Origin of the sequence: uncultured Subdoligranulum sp., from assembly GCF_963931595.1 — a bacterium.
Lineage (GTDB): Bacteria > Bacillota > Clostridia > Oscillospirales > Ruminococcaceae > Gemmiger.
Genome location: NZ_OZ007030.1, coordinates 2,409,429 through 2,426,700, shown reverse-complemented (window position 1 = coordinate 2,426,700; position 17,272 = coordinate 2,409,429). Strand labels below are relative to the sequence as shown.

General features: G+C 65.3%; 13 protein-coding genes. 5 read left to right on the top strand and 8 right to left on the bottom strand.

Translation table 11 applies throughout. The annotated features are described in order from the left end of the window. Positions 1-25: 25 nt before the first annotated feature. Positions 26-913, top strand: coding sequence for a LysR family transcriptional regulator (locus ABGT73_RS11700; RefSeq protein WP_346669841.1), 888 nt, complete (start codon positions 26-28; stop codon positions 911-913). A 105-nt stretch (positions 914-1,018) separates the two neighbouring features. Here the strand turns inward: ABGT73_RS11700 and ABGT73_RS11695 are convergent, their stop codons facing one another. From ABGT73_RS11695 to ABGT73_RS11685, 3 genes are all read right to left on the bottom strand, one after another. Further along, positions 1,019-1,672, bottom strand: a complete 654-nt coding sequence (locus ABGT73_RS11695) for a hypothetical protein (RefSeq protein ID WP_346669840.1) — start codon at positions 1,670-1,672, stop codon at positions 1,019-1,021. Between the two features lie 99 nt (positions 1,673-1,771). Next, positions 1,772-1,942 (bottom strand): hypothetical protein, encoded by a 171-nt coding sequence (locus tag ABGT73_RS11690; RefSeq protein WP_346669839.1) that lies wholly within the window; start codon positions 1,940-1,942, stop codon positions 1,772-1,774. Positions 1,943-1,945: 3 nt separating this feature from the next. Then, positions 1,946-2,674, bottom strand: coding sequence for a hypothetical protein (locus tag ABGT73_RS11685; RefSeq protein WP_346669838.1), 729 nt, complete (start codon positions 2,672-2,674; stop codon positions 1,946-1,948). Between the two features lie 162 nt (positions 2,675-2,836). On the opposite strand from ABGT73_RS11685, the gene ABGT73_RS11680 reads away from it, so the two are divergent. The 3 genes from ABGT73_RS11680 (at position 2,837) to ABGT73_RS11670 (ending at position 7,617) form a co-directional block, all read left to right on the top strand. After that, positions 2,837-4,150, top strand: a complete 1,314-nt coding sequence (locus ABGT73_RS11680; RefSeq protein WP_346669837.1) for a hypothetical protein — start codon at positions 2,837-2,839, stop codon at positions 4,148-4,150. A gap of 266 nt (positions 4,151-4,416) precedes the next feature. Then, positions 4,417-6,021: a phosphoenolpyruvate carboxykinase (ATP) gene (pckA, locus tag ABGT73_RS11675; protein WP_346669836.1), complete on the top strand. Its 1,605-nt coding sequence runs from the start codon at positions 4,417-4,419 to the stop codon at positions 6,019-6,021. A 150-nt stretch (positions 6,022-6,171) separates the two neighbouring features. After that, positions 6,172-7,617, top strand: coding sequence for a hypothetical protein (locus ABGT73_RS11670; protein WP_346669835.1), 1,446 nt, complete (start codon positions 6,172-6,174; stop codon positions 7,615-7,617). A gap of 53 nt (positions 7,618-7,670) precedes the next feature. On the opposite strand, the gene ABGT73_RS11665 is transcribed toward ABGT73_RS11670, so the two are convergent. Next, entirely contained in the window at positions 7,671-9,815 is a 2,145-nt protein-coding gene (locus tag ABGT73_RS11665; RefSeq protein ID WP_346669834.1) for an ATP-dependent helicase, read from the bottom strand. A 17-nt stretch (positions 9,816-9,832) separates the two neighbouring features. After that, positions 9,833-10,681, bottom strand: coding sequence for a class I SAM-dependent methyltransferase (locus tag ABGT73_RS11660; RefSeq protein ID WP_346669833.1), 849 nt, complete (start codon positions 10,679-10,681; stop codon positions 9,833-9,835). A 228-nt stretch (positions 10,682-10,909) separates the two neighbouring features. Here ABGT73_RS11660 and ABGT73_RS11655 point away from each other — a divergent pair, with 228 nt between their 5' ends. Then, complete coding sequence (locus tag ABGT73_RS11655) at positions 10,910-12,385, top strand: trypsin-like peptidase domain-containing protein (RefSeq protein ID WP_346669832.1); 1,476 nt, start codon at positions 10,910-10,912, stop codon at positions 12,383-12,385. A gap of 72 nt (positions 12,386-12,457) precedes the next feature. Here ABGT73_RS11655 and ABGT73_RS11650 read toward each other — a convergent pair whose 3' ends face one another. From ABGT73_RS11650 to asnB, 3 genes are all read right to left on the bottom strand, one after another. Then, positions 12,458-13,918 carry a UDP-N-acetylmuramoyl-L-alanyl-D-glutamate--2,6-diaminopimelate ligase gene (locus tag ABGT73_RS11650; RefSeq protein ID WP_346669831.1) on the bottom strand — a complete coding sequence of 487 codons (1,461 nt, stop codon included), beginning with the start codon at positions 13,916-13,918 and terminating at the stop codon, positions 12,458-12,460. A gap of 8 nt (positions 13,919-13,926) precedes the next feature. Beyond that, entirely contained in the window at positions 13,927-15,153 is a 1,227-nt protein-coding gene (locus ABGT73_RS11645; RefSeq protein WP_346669830.1) for an ATP-grasp domain-containing protein, read from the bottom strand. A gap of 160 nt (positions 15,154-15,313) precedes the next feature. Then, positions 15,314-17,161 (bottom strand): asparagine synthase (glutamine-hydrolyzing), encoded by a 1,848-nt coding sequence (gene asnB, locus ABGT73_RS11640; RefSeq protein WP_346669829.1) that lies wholly within the window; start codon positions 17,159-17,161, stop codon positions 15,314-15,316. Positions 17,162-17,272: the final 111 nt, after the last annotated feature.

Here is a 17,272-nt window from a genome sequence, read left to right as displayed (position 1 = left end):
CATGATCCGCGGGAGGGAAACAGCCATGAATACCCAGCAGCTGCTCTGTTTTGTCTGTGTGGCGGACCGGCTCAACTTCACCAAGGCGGCGGAGGAGCTGTTCCTTTCGCCGCCCACCGTGACCCACCACATCCAGACGCTGGAGGCGGAGCTGGGCACCCCGCTGCTCATCCGCAACTCCAAGATGGTGCGCCTCACCGAGGCGGGGCGGGGGTTCTACAACGACGCCAAGGAGATCCTGGCCAAGATCGAGATCGCCCAGAAAAAGCTGCGGGACAACACCCACACGGCGGTGCGGCTGTTCCACATCGGCTGCACCAGCAGCACCGAATTGCAGTACCTCAAGCCGCCGCTGCGGATGCTGGGGGAAAAGTACCCGGGGTTCAATCCCATCGTGCACATGCAGGACTATTTCAGTCTGAAGAAGATGTTCGAGGCGGAGCAGCTGGACATTCTGCTCTGCACCCGCAACATGATCCGCAAGATGGCGGACTGTGAGTTCCACCCGGCGGCGGAGGCGGTGTTCTATGCGGTGATGCCCAAGGATTCGCCGCTGGCGGCCCGGGAAACGCTGCATTTCGCCGACCTGCAGGGGGAGCGGCTGCTGACGCTGCATCCCAAGATGGTGCCCTTCGAGCGGCCCAACCGGGTGCTGGGGTGGATCATCGAGCACGGCATGAACCACATGGACATCCACTGCGAGAGCGACCGGGCGGGCATATTGCTGGCGGAGTGCGGCTACGGGGTGGCGCTCTTCCCGGAGTTCTACACCCAGGACCTGCCCGACACGCTGGTCTGCCGCCCCTTTGAGCCGGATTACGGCGTGGTGACCTTCGGGCTGGCCTGCCGCAAGCAGGGCAAGGACGACTATGTAAAGGAATTCCTCACGGCCTTTCTGGAAGCGAGAAAATGATGCAAAAAACCGGGCGTACCCGAAAGGGTACGCCCGGTTTGTTCTGTTGCTTATCAAATTCCGTCAGGCACCGTCGCGGGGGAATGTTCCCCCCTTTTGAGGCGATCAGCTCGCCGCCCGCAGCACCAGTTCCATGCCGCGGGGCCCCCAGCCGAAGTCCGCCACGGCGTAGCCGCGCTCCAGCATGCGGGGCAGGGCGGGGTCCGCCAGGTGCAGGTGACGGTAGGGTTCCCGCCAGTGGGGCAGACCCCGGGCGGAGAAGACCATCATGTTGGCCCCGGCCATGGGCCGCACCGCCCGCAGCGTCAGCCCGGCGGAGAGATACTGGGCGCACAGGTCCTCGCAGTGGGGCAGGTCCTGGGTGTCCAGCGGCTGGACGGCCCAGACATGGTAGCTGGCATAGCGGGTGGTGGCCAGCCGCAGGGCGGTGCGCAGAAACTGCCGCAGCTGGGTGTAGTGCTCTGCCAGCAGCGGCGGGGTGAGCACGGCCCCCTGGCCGTCCGCCCCGTACCCGGCGGCCCGCAGACTGGCGGGCAGCACCCCCTCGTCGTAGAGGGGCAGCAGCGCCGCCGCGGCCTGCAGGGTGTCGCCGCCCCCGAAATCCCCCAGCAGCCGCCCGTCGGCCAGCGCACCGTTCAGCGCCTGCCGGGGCAGCTGGGGCAGTCCGCCCGCCCCGCAGAGGGCCAGCAGGGCCTCCCGGTCGCCGGGCAGCAGCATCCGGGCGTCAAAGGTGGCGGTTCGTTCCAAAGTTTGCAGCATACAAAGATCCCTTTCCTAAGTAAAAGATGAATACGGGACCTATTGTACAAAAAAGCGCCCGCCAAACCTGCCGAAACAGGGCGGACGCAAAAAGCCGTGTCAGCAACCGGCGGGCGGATATTTCCGGGCCCGGGCCAGCTCCTCAAAACTGCGGTTGGCGGTAAAACAGCGGTGGTAGGGATTGTCGGGCAGCGGCGTTTTGGGCGGCGGGGGCGCCGGCTTTTTGCGCAGCCGCCGCAAAAAGGCCCGCAGCTTCGGGGTGGTGCGCATGGGTCACTCCTCCACCGGGGAAGCCCCGGCCGTCAGCGCCGCCCACAATGCGGCATTCCGGGTGTAGGCGTCGGGTACCTCCTCCGCCCAGCTGCCGCGGCAGCCCAGATAGACCCCCGCCAGCAGCTCCTGGCCGGAGACACTGCTCTCCCCGGAAGATACCGTGCCCAGGTCCAGCCCCGCCAGCACCGGGCAGTCCTGCCAGCGGTAGACCATCTGCTGCCAGCGGCCGGTGTCCGCCTCCCCGGGCAGCGTGCCGTCGGTGAACTGCAGCGCCTGGATCTGGCTCTCAAACCCTGCGGGGTCCTCCAGCAGGAACAGATAGGTTCCGCTGCTCTCCGCCAGGGCCGCCGTCAGCTGGGTGGTGCCCGCCAGCTGGCCGGCCGGGTCGGCGTTTTCGTTGGCAAAATCCACCGCGTACTGGTCCAGCTGGACGATGACCTGCCCGTCGCCGTTGCTGTCCGACGCGTAAGGGGTCAGCGCCTGCTCCAGCGCCTGGACGGTCTCGGCGGGCAGGACCGTGGTGCCCACATAGCCGATCTGCACATCGGGCTGCACCCGGAAAAACATATCGTGGACCAGCCACGCCGCCATCGCCGCCGCCAGCACCACCACCAGCACGGTGATCTTGTGGTAGTGCCACCAGTTGGCGGCCTTCTCCTGTTTGGTGTACTCCCGGGAAGCCGGTTCGGGGGCGTACTGTTCGTCGCTGCTCTTGGTGACCCAGGCCATAAAAGACCCTCCTTTTTTGTGATTCCCCTTATTCTACCACAAATCGCGCCGGGAATGGTGAACTATTTTTTTCCCAGCCTTGCAAACCGGCGGGAAAATCGGTATCATGGAAGAAACGACCCGCGCGCCCAGGCGCGGGGACGGGGAGAGGATGGTGCCTGTATGGAGAAAAACACCCTGCTGCTGCAGGATACCGAGGCGTTCATGCGCGGCGAGCTGGACAATGTGACGGTGGCGGGGGGCAGCATCGTGCTGGACCTGGTGCAGGGCAGCTATGTGCCCTACGGGTGCTACACCAGCGCGGCCATCCCCATGCCCCTTTTTGATGCGCTGTGGCTGAGCTGGAACGTCACCTCGCCCCAGGGCACCGCGGTGGAGGCCCAGGCCCGGGTGCTGGTGGATGGCAACTGGACGGCCTGGGTGGGCTTCGGCAAATGGAGCCCCAGCCTTCGGCGGGAGGGTTCCCATGCCCGGGAGCGGGGCCCGCTGCGGATGGGCTGCGACCAGCTGCGGCTGGACAGCAAGCGGGCCACCCAGGCCCAGCTGCGCATCTACCTCTACACCAAGCAGGAGAAAGCCACCCCGGCGGTGCATCTGCTGGGGGTGAGCGTGCGGACGGTGGGCAACATCCCCGCCCGGGGCCGCCCGGTGAACCGCGCGCTGCACCTGATGCCCTATGTGGTCAGCCGCCGCTGCCAGGCGCTGCGCCCCTGGATGGATCTGGCCATCAGCCTGGCCAGCCTGACCAACCGCTGGGGCGCCGACCTGCTGCCCGAGGAATTTGCCCAGGTGCTGCGGGACTGGCGCGCGGCCGACGGCCAGGACCCGCGCAACCTCTCCTTCGCAGCGGCGGCCGCGGGCTGCTGGGGCTTTCCCACCTGGGTGTGCTGGTGCAGCCTGGCCACGTTGCGGGAGGAGGTGCGCCAGGGCTTCGGCTCGGTGGTGATGCTGGAAGCCACCCCCGCCCAGGTGGAGGCGGGCTACCCCGAGCGGTACTGCGCGGCGGTGCGGGGCTTCCGCATGGCCGGCGGTACCTCCCATGTGCTGCTCTGCGACCCCTGGGCCGGCGAGAGCGACTTCGACGCCGAGACCCAGATGCCGCTGGACGATTTCCTGGTGGCGTGGGACAATGTGGCGCTGCTCATGCGCCCCCGCACCACCGACCATCCGGCCCCCGGCCCGGCCCGGGGCAGCGTGTGGGTGCGCCCGGCGGGCCCGGCAGCCCCCGGCATCTACCGGCTGTACTGCAACGGCGAACTGCACCTGCTGGGGGATGACTTCTGCGAGAACGGCGGCATCCTGGCCTGGAGCACGCCGGACGACCATCCCCACGCCACCACCGCCCACCGCACCTTCCGGTTCACCCAGCCGGAGGAGGGCGGTCTGCGGCTGGACACCACGGGGGAAAACCACAAATACACGGTCTATGCCATCGACACCGCCGGCAGCATGCTGGTGGGGGACCTTACACTGTGACGCTGCGCCCGCCCCGGAAACCGGGGCGGGCCTTTGTCTTGTCCGCCGGCCGGAAACACCGGACGGAAAACGGGGCAAAAGGGCGGCCAAAAGCGGAAAAGTCACAATTTTTTAAAGGTTTTTATCCTTGCTTTTAACGGCGAATCATGTATAATAAAAGTACTATGGGGGACAAGGGCCGGCTGTCTCCCATTGCAAACGGTCGGCGGCTCTGCCGGCCGCCGGATCGTTCCGGCCAAATGTATAGAGAAAGAGGTAAATGTATCATGGCAAAGCTGGATCTGACCAAGTATGGTATCAGCGGCACGACCGAGATCGTGCACAACCCCTCTTATGACGAACTCTTCGCAGAAGAGACCAAGCCCGGCCTGGAAGGCTACGAGAAGGGCCGTGTCAGCGAACTGGGAGCCGTCGATGTTATGACCGGCATCTATACCGGCCGCTCCCCCAAGGATAAATTCATCGTCATGGACGAGAACTCCAAGGACACCGTGTGGTGGACTTCCGAGGGCTACAAGAACGACAACAAGCCCGCCTCCAAGGAAGCCTGGGATGCCTGCAAGAAGCTGGCCATCAACGAGCTGTCCAACAAGCGTCTGTTCGTGGTGGATGCCTTCTGCGGCGCCAACAAGGACACCCGCATGGCCATCCGCTTCATCATGGAAGTGGCCTGGCAGGCACACTTCGTGACCAACATGTTCATCAAGCCCACCGCCGAGGAGCTGGAGAACTTCGAGCCTGACTTCGTGGTCTACAACGCTTCCAAGGCCAAGGTGGAGAACTACAAGGAACTGGGCCTCAACTCCGAGACCGCCGTTGTCTTCAACATCACCAGCCGTGAGCAGGTCATCCTGAACACCTGGTACGGCGGCGAGATGAAGAAGGGCATGTTCTCCATGATGAACTACTTCCTGCCGCTGAAGGGCATTGCCTCCATGCACTGCTCCGCCAACACCGACCTGAACGGCGAGAACACCGCCATCTTCTTCGGCCTGTCCGGCACCGGCAAGACCACCCTGTCCACCGACCCGAAGCGTCTGCTCATCGGCGATGACGAGCACGGCTGGGACGACAACGGCGTCTTCAACTTCGAGGGCGGCTGCTACGCCAAGGTCATCAACCTGGACAAGGAGTCCGAGCCCGACATCTACAACGCCATCAAGCGCAACGCCCTGCTGGAGAACGTCACCCTGGACGAGAACGGCAAGATCGACTTCGACGACAAGAGCGTCACCGAGAACACCCGTGTGTCCTACCCCATCGACCACATCGAGAAGATCGTCCGTCCCGTCTCTGCGGCTCCCGCGGCCAAGAACGTCATCTTCCTGTCCGCCGATGCCTTCGGCGTTCTGCCCCCGGTCTCCATCCTGACCCCCGAGCAGACCGAGTACTACTTCCTGTCCGGCTTCACCGCCAAGCTGGCCGGCACCGAGCGCGGCATCACCGAGCCCACCCCCACCTTCTCCGCCTGCTTCGGCCAGGCCTTCCTGGAACTGCATCCCACCAAGTATGCTGAGGAACTGGTCAAGAAGATGAAGAAGTCCGGCGCCAAGGCCTACCTGGTCAACACCGGCTGGAACGGCACCGGCAAGCGCATCTCCATCAAGGATACCCGCGGCATCATCGACGCCATCCTGGATGGCTCCATCAAGACCGCGCCCACCAAGACCATCCCCTACTTCAACTTCGAAGTGCCCACCGAGCTGCCCGGCGTCGATCCGAAGATCCTCGATCCTCGCGACACCTACGCCGAAGCTTCCCAGTGGGAGGAGAAGGCCAAGGATCTGGCTTCCCGCTTCCAGAAGAACTTCGTCAAGTACGAGAGCAACGAAGCCGGCAAGGCTCTGGTTGCCGCCGGTCCCCAGCTGTAAGCTGCACCCCGTCGCCTGACGAGCTGATCGGATAATCCTAACCGCCCCTGTGGCCTGCAAAGGCCGCGGGGGCGGTTTTTTGTGCTCCTTTGCCGGGCACAGCGGCAGATTCTATGGTATACTGGTATAAAGCGCAAAGGGGGAAGGACCATGACCGGGCAAACAACACGGCTGGGGATCCGCACCGTGGTGCAGCGGCTGGCCGGTGCGGCAGTGCTGGTCATCGGGCTGGGCGGATTCTGGTACTGGTGGGCACACCCGCTGCCCGGCGGGGCCGCCATGCGGCAGGCGGTGCTGGCGGGGCAGGCCTTCTGCCTGCCGGTGGGTCTGGGGCAGATGGTTTTCTGCCCCAGCCGGCGGGACCCCGGGGAAGGGGAGCTGGAAGTCTGCAACTCCGGCTGGGCCGCACCCGTTGGCGCCGTGATGGAACTGCTGTATGCGGCCTTTCTGGCGCTGCTTCCCAGGCTGGCCGCCTCGGCCGACGACCTGACGGGCCTGATCGCCTGCGGCGCCTTTCTGGCGGTGGGCGTGCTGGCCATGGCCATCGTGGTGGTGGCGGCGCGCAACGAAAGATTGCTGGTGACCCCCGACGGCCATGCAGACTGCTGGAACATCTGGGGGTGGTATCGCCGGGCGGAAGAACGCCCCGCCTTTGTGCGGGTCCGGCGATGGCTGGGCCGGTATTATGTCTGCGACGGGTCAGGCCGGGTCCTCTACCATTTTGACAAGGGCATGATCCACGAAAAGGCGCTGCTGGACCTGCTGCAGGCCCGGAACGTGGCCAACACCGGCACCGCTGTGCGACGGCGGATGACCGAACCCATCCCCCGGGTGCAGGCCGTGGAGGACTGGAACGAAGCGGACCGCCTGCCTGCCCACCGCTGGATGAAATGGCTGCGCCCGGTGGCCTGGCTGCCGCCGGTGGTGCTGCTGGTCCAGTGGTGGCTGCTGGTGCAGGGGCGGAACGTGCTGGGGCTGCGCTCCGCATCGCTGCTGGCCTGCTGGCTGCCGCTGGTCTTTTTCGGGGCCTACCTTGCCTTCCCGGACATCTTTGTGTGGGAGGCCTATCCGCTCCGGCCCCGGCTCGGGGGACTGCGGCAGGTCCTGGCCACCCCGGCCTGGCGGCGGATGCATGTGAGGCTGTGGCTCACCCTTCTGCCGGTCAGCGGCGCTCTGATGTGGGCAGTGCTGGAAGCCCGGGTGTTCCTTGTGGGCCGCCCGGTGCCGCTGGCCGTGCTCTGCCTGGCGCTGGGGGTGGCGCTGGCGGTGGTCTGCGAGCGGCGCCGTCCCCCCGAGCGCAGGCGGGAACGGGGGATGATCCTGATGCTGGCGGCCATGCTGGCCTTCCCGCTGAGCTACAGCCTGAATCTGGCGCTCACCGCCCCGGCCGTCCCCGATACCGGCACGGTGGTGGAGGTACGGCTGCCCCAAGAGCAAGAGGACGGCGGCAGCCTGGTGTTCCGGTGGGAGGGACGGACGTTCCGCACCCCGCTGGGCGGCGATCCCGCCACATGGCCCACGCCGGGGGAGGACATCGACCTCCGCGTGCGGCAAAGCCTGCTGAATATCCCGGTGGTGTCGGTCTGCCGGGAGTGACAGGTCGCTCCAATAAAAGCAACCGCCCGCTGCGCGAAGCAGCGGGCGGTTTGTTATAAATCGTCGGCAGGTTCCAGCAGGTGATGCTCAGCCACCGTGGGACCGTCCAGGCGGCGCTCCCGGCCGTCCAGAAAGCGGATGGTGAGGAACCGTCCGCTCACCTCGGTGACAGAACCCAGGCCGAATACCGCGTGTTTGACGGTGGCCCCCACCCGGGACAGCTCCCCCAGGTCCACCGGCGGCAGCTTGGGGGCCGGGGCCGTGGTTGGGGTGCTGGCCAGCAGTTTGTCGGCCTTATTCCGCAGCCGGGCGGCTTCTTGGGCCTCCTGCTCCCGCCTGGCCCGGGCCTCCGGCAGGTTGAAGAGTACCTCCTGGGTGAACACCGAGGGCAGCGCCGGGCAGTCAAAGAGCACCAGCCGCCGCTTGGCCCGGGTCATAGCCACATAGTAGAGCCGCCGGTCCTCCTCGTAGCGCAGGGTGTCCTCCCTGGTGCGGCAGCAGACTTCCAGCTGGGCGGGCAGGATGCCGTCAAAAACGTCCAGCAGCACCACGCTGTCATACTCCAGCCCCTTGCTGGAATGGATGGTGGAGAGGGTCAACAACGCCTGGGCGGGGTCCTGCCGGTGGGCCAGCACCTCCCGCAGTTCTGCCAGCCGGGCCAGCAGCCGGTCGGGGGTGGGTTCCTGCTCCGCCAGCAGCCCCAGGATGGACAGTTTGCCGCTGTCCATCCGCTTCTGCTCCAGATAGGCACCGTAGCCCGCCTCGTCCCGCAGGGCGGTGACGGCCTCGGCGGCGGTGAGCCCCGGCAGCCGGTGCATGGCGGCCACCACATCCTCCAGCCCCTCCCGCACCCGGCGGCTCAGGTCGGGACAGCGCCGCAGCTCCTCCAGGATGGGCCGTCCGCTGCGGTCGCTGGCCCCGCAGGCGTAGACCGCCTGCCGCCGGGCGATGGGCAGCCCGAACTTGTAGTAGAGCTTCATGAACAGACCGCTGTCGGTGGGGCGGCGGGCCAGCTGCAGCAGGTCCGCCACGTCCAGCACGATCTTGTCGGTGAAAAAGGTCAGGTCGCTGCGGGGAAACCGGTAGGCCAGGCTGTGCCGCTCGCACAGGTCGATGAGGGGCAGGGCGCTCTCGTTGTTGCGGAAGAGCACCGCCAGCTTTTCGCCCCGGCGCACCCGCTCAAACAGCCAGCTGAACTGGTCCTCCCGCCTGGCGATCTTCACGATCTCCAGCGGTCCCTGGTCGCCGCAGGTGGCCCGCATGACCTTGGGACGGCGGTAGCGGTTGCGGGCCACAAAGCGGTTGGCGGCGTCCACGATCTCGGTCCCGGAACGGTAGTTGTGCTCCATCAGCAGCACCTTCGCCCCCGGCCACACCTTCTCAAACTCCATCAGCGCCTGGGGATAGGCCGCCCGGAAGCCGTAGATGCTCTGGTCCTCGTCCCCCACCATGAAGAGGTTGCGGGAACGCCCCGCCAGCAGGGCGATGATCTCGTGCTGGATCTTGGAAGTGTCCTGGGATTCGTCCACGCAGAGGTAGGGGAAGCGGTCCTGGAAATACCCCAGCACCGCCGGCACGGCCTTGAGGATCTGCAAGGCAAAGACCATCTGGTCGTCGTAGTCCATCCAGCCCCGGCGTTTCAGTTCCGCCTGGTACCGCCGGTAGAGGGCGGGCAGATCGGGCAGGTCGGTCTCCAGCGCCGCGATGCCCTCCTCGTCCAGCGCCATATTCTTGATGTAGGTGATGGCGGTGCGCAGTTCCTGGAGGGTGCTCTCGGTGGGATAGTCGCCCGCTACCTGCTGGTAGAGCTGGGTCAGCAGCCGGGTCAGTTCCCCCTCGTTGGTCATGAGCTGGGGCTGCTGCCGGTGGTAGCGGCGGCTGTAATACTGCAGGATCACCGCCGACACCCCGTTGATGGTGCGGAACTGCATCCGCCCGGCCAGCGCCTCCCCGAACCGGGCCGCAAACCGGCCGCGCATCTCCCGGGTGGCGGCCACCGTGTAGGTCATGGTCAGGATGGACTCCGGCGCAATGCCCCGGCAGAGCACCATGTACCCCAGCCGGGTCACCAGCACGGTGGTCTTGCCGCTGCCCGGCACCGCCAGCAGCAGCACCGGGCCCTCCACCGCTCCCACGGCCGCCTGCTGCTGGCCGTTGAAGGACGCCATATACTGTTCCAGAAACTGCTGCTCCTCCACGGGGCGGGGACCTCCTTTCAGCGTTTGAGGATGAAACAGGGCAGCGGCGCGGTGTCGGCCCAGTTGGCAAATTCGCAGACCAGCACGGTGTACTCGGTCAGCGGCAGCGAGCGGAAAAAGGCCAGGGCGGCCTGCCTTTCGCTGTCCCCGATGACCTGCCCGCTGTAGAGCACGGCGGCCAGGATGCCCCGGGGCTTGAGCAGCGCCAGCGCGGCTTTCAGCGCCGTCACGCTGCCCGCCGCCGTGGAGTGCACTCCGTGGTCCGCCCCCGGCAGCCACCCGAAATTGAAAAGCACACAGTCGGCGCTGCCGGCCTCGGCCAGTTCGCCCAGCCGGGCATGGTCGGCCTGGATGGCATGGCCGACGCCCTCCAGCCCTGCCGCCGCCAGCCGTTCGTTGGTGGCCGCCACGGCCCGGGGCTGGATGTCCAGTGCCAGCACCCTGCCCGACGGCCCCGCCAGACGGCAGAGAAATTCCGTGTCATGGCCGTTGCCGCAGGTGGCGTCGATGTAAAAGCCGCCCGGGGCCAGGTGGGCGGCAAGGAATTCATGGCAGAGCCCCACCGCCGACAGATCGGGCACCCGCCGCCGGACCAGCCGGGTACCGTCGGGGCGGAAATCGAACTTTGCCGCCAGCGCCCGGGCGGCGTCGTCGGCGGGCAGGGGCGCGGTGAACCGGGTCTCCGCCTTGGGGTCCAGGCCGCCGTTTCCCCGCAGCAGTTCCTTGAGTAAATAGCTGCCGTAGCCCCGGCGGCGCCAGGCGGGGGTGATCTCCACCCAGACGGTCCCCTCTTCCAGCCGTGCCGTGCCGATGGGCGTCTTCTCTTTATAAAGGGTATACACCGTACCTTCGCAGCGGATCTGCATGGGAAAACACCTCTCTCTCCAAACAGGATACAGGCCCCGGAAAGCATTGTCAAGTGCTGCCAAAAATGATAAGATGTGTGAAAACGAGGGCAAAAGGGGCCCGAAACGCCCGGCTTTTCACATTCTTTTCACTCCCACGCGAAACCTATTTCACAATTCGCGGGTATACTCTTTAGCAGAGAAGGCGAAAAGACCCCCTCTCAGAAGAAAGCGAAAGGAAGGACCCGTATGAGCAACGAGTTTGATTACTCCGGCCTTTATAATCATACAACGGGCGAGGGCGCCCCCCAGGGCAGCTCCCCGGCAGAACATACCGAACCCCAGAACACCCAGTCCGCCCAGAACACGGCAGGCAGCGGTTACCCCAACGTGGGCAGCAGCGGCATGAACACCGCCAACACCGCCCAGACCGACTACTCCACCCCCAACCCCGCCCCGCAGCAGAACAGCGGCTACACCGGCGCCACCGGTTCCACCGGCAGCAGCAACGGCTACACCAGCAGCTTCAGCGGCGGCAACGGCGGCAATGGCGGCGGCTACAACGGCTACAGCTACGCCAGCGCGCCCCAGCAGCCCCCCAAGAAGCAGAAAAAGCACCATCCGGTGCTGCTGCGGGTGCTGGCCGGCGTAGGCGTCGTGGTGCTGGGCTTCGGCAGCGGCTTCGGCGGCGCCATCCTGGCCAGCCGCACCGGCCTGGTGGGTAACCAGGTGGTGGTGCAGCAGGTCCAGCGTGAAGCCTCCGACGCCACCAACGCCAACAGCACCGACGGCACCACCATGTCGGTGCAGCAGATCGCGTCGCTGGTTTCGCCCAGCGTGGTGGCCATCACCACCGAGCAGATGAGCGGCTCCCAGACCTGGTTCGGCGGCTACTATGTGCAGAGCGGCGCCGGTTCCGGCGTCATCATCAGCCAGGATGGCTACATCCTGACCTGCGCCCATGTGGTCAGCGGCGCCACCAGCATCAAGGTGCAGCTGAGCACCGGCGACAGCTATGACGCCACCGTGGTGGGGTCCGACTCCACCTCCGATGTGGCGGTCATCAAGATCGACGCCACCGGCCTGACCCCGGCGGTCATCGGCAACAGCGACGCCCTGGCCGTGGGCGAGACGGTGGTGGCCGTGGGCAACCCCCTGGGCACCCTGTCCAACAGTGTGACGGACGGCATCATCAGTGCTTTGAACCGGGAAGTCACGGTGGAAGACAATGACATGACGCTGCTCCAGACCGATGCGTCCATCAGCCCGGGCAACTCGGGCGGCGGCCTCTTCAATGCCAACGGTGAACTCATCGGCGTGGTCAACGCCAAGAGCAGCTACTCCGAGGCCGAGGGCATCGGCTTCGCCATCCCCATCAACTCCGCCATGGATATCGCCAACCAGCTCATCGAGAACGGCTCGGTGGCCCGTCCGGCCCTGGGCGTCACCATCGTGGATGTGAGCGATGCCAACACCGCCCAGCAGATGGGCGTCAGCGCCACCGGCGTCTATGTGGTGCAGGTCACCGCGGGCAGTGGCGCCGAATCCGCCGGCGTCAAGGCGGGCGACCGCATCATCGCGGTGGACGACACGGCGGTGAGCACTTCCAACGATGTGAAGAGCTACCTGGCCAAGAAGAATGTGGGTGACACCGTCAACCTGCAGGTGGAGCGGGACGGCAAAGTCCTGACCCTGGCCGTTACCCTGAGTACCAGCACCCAGTAATCGGTAAACAGCAAATCCCCCTGCCGGGCATTCCCGGCAGGGGGATTTTTGTTATTGTATGGAAGATATCGGTCAGCCCTGCAGGGCGCGGCAGGCTTCCCGGATCAGCTCCCGCTCCACAAAGGGCACCTTCCGGCCCCGGATGAGCTGATAATTCTCGTGGCCCTTGCCCGCGAAGAGGACAATGTCGCCTTCCTCGGCCATGGCCACCGCCTTGGAGATGGCCTCGGCCCGGTCGGGGATCAGGGTGTACAGGGCATCGGGGGCCATGTGGGAATCGATCTCCCGCAGGATCTGCAGCGGGTCCTCAAAGTCGGGGTTGTCGCTGGTGAGGATGCTGTAATCCGCCCAGGCACTGGCGGCCTCGGCCAGTTCCCGGCGGCGCACCTGGGTGCGGCCGCCCACCGACCCGAAGACGCAGATCAGACGGCGGGGATGGTAGGCCCGCAGGGTTTTCAGGGCGCTGGTCAGGGCCAGCCCGTTGTGGGAGTAGTCCACAATGAAGGTGCGGCCGGGAAGCCCCTCCACCACCTCGAAGCGGCCCTCCACCGGGGTGTGGGCCAGGGTTTTGGCGGCCTGGGCGGGGGTCACGCCGAAGGCCCCGCAGAGGGCGATGGCGCACAGCGCATCCGAAGCGCTGAAGGCGCCGGGGGACATGACCCGCACCGGGGTCTCCTCCCCACCGTGGCGGCAGGTGAAGTCGATGCCCAGCGCCGTCTCGCTGCGGTACTGGGCCAGATTCACCGCCTGGTAGTCGGCGTCATGGTCGATGCCGAAGCTGACCTGTTTGCCGCCGAAGCCCGCCCGCATGTAGTCGCTGGCCTCGTCGTCGGCGTTGTAGACCATCTCCCGGGCGTTGTACTCGGCAAACAGGCGGCGCTTGGCGGCCTTGTAGTCCTCGAAATCGGGGTGTTCGCCGGGGCCGATGTGGTCCTCCGACAGGTTGGTGAAGGCCACCACCTCAAAGGGGATGCCGTCCACCCGGTGGTGGCGCAGCGCCTGGCTGCTCACCTCCAGCACCACGTGGTGCACATCGGCGTCCAGCATCTTGCGGAACAGCCGGTGCAGTTCGAGACTTTCCGGCGTGGTGTTGGCGGTGGCCTCGTGGGTGCCGGCGATGTTCACGCCGTTGGAGCCGATGTAGGCGCAGGGCAGCCCCGCCTCGGTGAGGATGGCGGCGGTGAGCAGCGCCGTGGTGGTCTTGCCCTTGGTGCCGGTGATGCCGATGATGTGCAGCTGGTCGGCGGGGTTGCCGTAAAAGTCCGCCCCGATGACGGCCAGCGCCGCCCGGGTGTCCCCGGTGATGATCTGGGCCGCATCCTCCGGCAGGTCCAGGGGATGCTCCGCCAGAAAAGCCCGGCAGCCCCGGTCGTAGGCGCTGCGGGCGAAGGTGTGGCCGTCCATCCAGGCGCCCACCAGGCAGACAAAGAGCGACCCCGGCCCCGCCTTGCGGGAATCGTAGGTGATGGCGGTGATCTCGGCGTCGGAAGAGCCGGTGTGGTCAATGTGGCGAACGAGTTCGTTCAGTTTCATGGGGCGCATCAGCCTTTCGGGTAGTAGGTTTTGAACTTCTTGAACTGGCGGCGCAGCTGTTCCAGCACGCAGGCGTAGCGGATGGGGTTCATCCACAGGTCGGGCTTGTAGAGCAGCGAGCAGGCCTCCTTGCCCTGGGCTTTCAGCTGCCGGGCTTTGGCCACCAGCTGCTTGTCCTCGGTGTAGGTAAAGGCCACCTGGGCGGGCACGTGGTGCCAGAACACCTCGTTGCGATTGAGCACGCAGTCGGTGCCGCCGTCGTTCCATTTCTCCACCACCAGTTTGGCGATGTTCATGCCGCTGGCGGTCACATAGTAGTTGCTGCGGCCCTGGCGGAGGTTGATCTCAAACACCCGGAAATCCCCCGGCTCGCCCGACCACTTGATGTCGAAGTTGGAAAAGCCGGTGTAGTGGCAGGCTTCCAGCATCTGGCGGATGTTCTCCACCAGGGGCAGGGCGGTGGTGTCCTCGGTGACGATGGCCGCATGGTTGCCCAGCCCGTGGGGGGTGTGCTCCTCCACCATGGTGTGGCCCAGGCACATGGCCCGCACCTTGCCGTTCTCGTCCGAGAAAGCGGTGAGCACCCGCATGTGGTCGTCGCCGCCCGGCACCATCTTCTGCAGGATCATCTTGTCAGGGTAGCCCGAAGCGTAGATCTGTCTGACGATGGAGGCTGCCTCCTCGGGGGTGGCGGCGGTGTAGACCTTCTTCATGCCGTCAAAGGGGAATTTCCAGTAAGCCACACTGGAAGAAGGCTTCACAATAATCGGATAGGCAAAGCCCAGCTTGTCCTCGGTGAGTTCGGCGGCCTCCGCCGGCGCGGTGAGGACTTTCGTGGTGGGGTAGGGAATGCCGAACTTGTCGCAGACTTCGTAGAACTCGGCCTTTTTCTGGATCAGGCCGTAGAGGTCGGCGGCGGGGCTGGGGGCGATATACTCGGGCAGTTCGGCCTTGCGGCGGATGATCATCGCCGCGTAGTCGTCGGTGCAGCCGAAGAGGTAGAGCTTCTTGCCGGCGTGCTCCTTGGCGAAGTCGTGGAGGACCTTCAGCATGGTGGGTTCGTTGTCGATGTCCGGCACGATGGTGAAGTGGATGATCTTGGAATACTTGGTGGGCGCCATGGCGTACCGGCCGAAGGCGTAGCTCTCCACCCCGTAGGCCTCATGGAAGGCCCGGGCAAAGTTGTAGCAGTTCAGGTCGGCACCCAGGAATACAGGGATCAGATCGGTGTTCATGGCAAAAATTGCATCTCCTTGGTATAGAAGAATCTGCTGTAAAAAGGTCGCTGCTGGCGGACATGCGCCGACAACAGCGACACCTGCAGGGGGATTTACCCCGGAATTATCTGGGAAAAGGTTTACGAAGCGTGGGCGGCTGTTGCCCTACTTTGAGAAATTACGCCCACTTCTCAAAGAACTGTTCGTGCCAGGTCAGGAAGGTGTAGGCCGTCCAGATCTTGCGGCGGTCGTGGCGCGGGTCGGCCAGCATGGCCACCAGCTTGTCCTGGTCGAAGTACTCGGCGGCCACGTCGCTCTCGAACTTGGCGCGCACCTTGGCCGAGAAGGCCGGGTCTTCCAGCCACTTGGCGATGGGCACCGGGAAGCCCTTTTTGGTGCGGTTGGCCCAGGCGTCGGGCAGCGTCTTGTTGGCGGCGGCCCGCAGCACGGCCTTGGTGTCGCCGGCGATCTTGTAGTTGACAGGGTAGGTGGCGGCTTCCCGCAGCACTTCCCGGTCAAGATAAGGTACCCGCAGCTCCAGCGAATGGGCCATGCTCATCTTGTCGGCCTTCAGCAGAATGTCGCCGGGCAGCCAGAGGTTCAGGTCCAGATACTGCTTCTTCTCCAGCTCCGGCAGGTCCTTCACCCGGTCGTAGATGGGCGCAGCCACCTCCCGGGCGGCGGGACCCACCCGGTATTTCGGCTTCAGGATGTCGTAGGCTTCCTGCTCGGTGAAGACCAGCGCCTGCCCGATGAACCAGTCCTCGGGACGGCCGCTGCCCTTGATGATGAAGTCATGCCCCTTGAAGTAGGGCAGATGCTGGCTCACGTCGCTGGCCAGATGGCGCAGCGGCAGCGGCAGATGCTTGTACTCCTGCATCAGGTGGGTGTCGGCGTACCACTCGTAGCCGGCGTAGATCTCGTCGGCGCCCTCGCCGGACAGCACCACCGTCACATGGCGGCGGGCCAGCTGGCACAGGAAGTAGAGCGGCACCGAGGACGGGTTGGACTGGGGCTCGTCCATGTGGTACTGGATGTCCGCGAAGGCGTCCAGGCATTGTTCCTTGGTGAGCATCTCCCGGTAGTTGTGGATGCCCAGCTTCTGGGACAGCTCGGCAGCCTCGGTGGTCTCGTCAAACTTGTGGCCGCCGTCGGGGGTCTCGAAGCCCACCGAGAAGGTGTCGTCCGGCATCAGGCAGGCGGTGATATAGCTGGAATCCACGCCGCCCGACAGGAAGGAACCCACCTTCACGTCGCTGATGCGGTGAGCCGCCACCGACTCCCGCACCCGGGCGTCGATCTGGCTGGCGCAGTCCTCGAAGCTCATGCTGGTCTTGTGGCGGAAATCCACGTCCCAGTAGCGCTCCATGTGCATCTTGCCGTCCTTGTACTCGAACCAGTGGGCGGGGGGCATCTTGTAGGTGCCCTTGAAGAAGGTCTCGTTCATGGCACTGTACTGGAAGGTCAGGTAGGGACGCAGCGCCTCGGGGTTGACCTCCCGGCGGAAGCCGGGATGCTCCAGCAGGCTCTTGATCTCGGAACCGAAGAGCAGCTCGCCCGCATCGGTCTGGGTGTAGTAGAAGGGCTTGACGCCGAAGATGTCCCGGGCGCCGTACATGACGTTGGTCTTGGTGTCGTACACCACAAAGGCGAACATGCCCCGCAGCATGGCGGCCAGCTTGTTGCCGTACTCCTCGTAGCCGTGGAGGATGACCTCGGTGTCGCAGTGGGTCTTGAAGATGTGCCCCTTGGCCTGCAGCTCGGTGCGCAGGTCCATGAAGTTGTAGATTTCGCCGTTGAAGACGCAGACGACGGTGCCGTCCTCATTGTACATGGGCTGACGGCCTGCCGCCAGGTCGATGATGCTCAGCCGGCGGAAACCCAGCGCCACGGCGGTGGCGGGGGTGTCGCCGCTCAGGTGATACCCTTCCATATCGGGGCCGCGGTGGATGATGCGGTCCGCCATTTTGTGCAGGATCGCTTCACGCCCTTCGCGCAGCCCGGTAAAACCAACAAATCCACACATGGTCGATTGTCCTTTCCATCCCTCAGGTTGCCTCTATACGTTACCATACGGAGAAAACTCCATATATCAGTATATTGTACCACAGCACCCCCCAAAAGAAAACCCCCCGCC

Excerpts from the sequence above, each read along its gene's own strand:
- ABGT73_RS11700 (WP_346669841.1), top strand. The coding sequence starts at position 26 with ATGAATACCCAGCAGCTGCTCTGTTTTGTCTGTGTGGCGGACCGGCTC.
- ABGT73_RS11695 (WP_346669840.1), bottom strand. The coding sequence starts at position 1,672 with ATGCTGCAAACTTTGGAACGAACCGCCACCTTTGACGCCCGGATGCTG.
- ABGT73_RS11690 (WP_346669839.1), bottom strand. The coding sequence starts at position 1,942 with ATGCGCACCACCCCGAAGCTGCGGGCCTTTTTGCGGCGGCTGCGCAAA.
- ABGT73_RS11685 (WP_346669838.1), bottom strand. The coding sequence starts at position 2,674 with ATGGCCTGGGTCACCAAGAGCAGCGACGAACAGTACGCCCCCGAACCG.
- ABGT73_RS11680 (WP_346669837.1), top strand. The coding sequence starts at position 2,837 with ATGGAGAAAAACACCCTGCTGCTGCAGGATACCGAGGCGTTCATGCGC.
- pckA (WP_346669836.1), top strand. The coding sequence starts at position 4,417 with ATGGCAAAGCTGGATCTGACCAAGTATGGTATCAGCGGCACGACCGAG.
- ABGT73_RS11670 (WP_346669835.1), top strand. The coding sequence starts at position 6,172 with ATGACCGGGCAAACAACACGGCTGGGGATCCGCACCGTGGTGCAGCGG.
- ABGT73_RS11660 (WP_346669833.1), bottom strand. The coding sequence starts at position 10,681 with ATGCAGATCCGCTGCGAAGGTACGGTGTATACCCTTTATAAAGAGAAG.
- ABGT73_RS11655 (WP_346669832.1), top strand. The coding sequence starts at position 10,910 with ATGAGCAACGAGTTTGATTACTCCGGCCTTTATAATCATACAACGGGC.
- ABGT73_RS11650 (WP_346669831.1), bottom strand. The coding sequence starts at position 13,918 with ATGAAACTGAACGAACTCGTTCGCCACATTGACCACACCGGCTCTTCC.
- ABGT73_RS11645 (WP_346669830.1), bottom strand. The coding sequence starts at position 15,153 with ATGAACACCGATCTGATCCCTGTATTCCTGGGTGCCGACCTGAACTGC.
- asnB (WP_346669829.1), bottom strand. The coding sequence starts at position 17,161 with ATGTGTGGATTTGTTGGTTTTACCGGGCTGCGCGAAGGGCGTGAAGCG.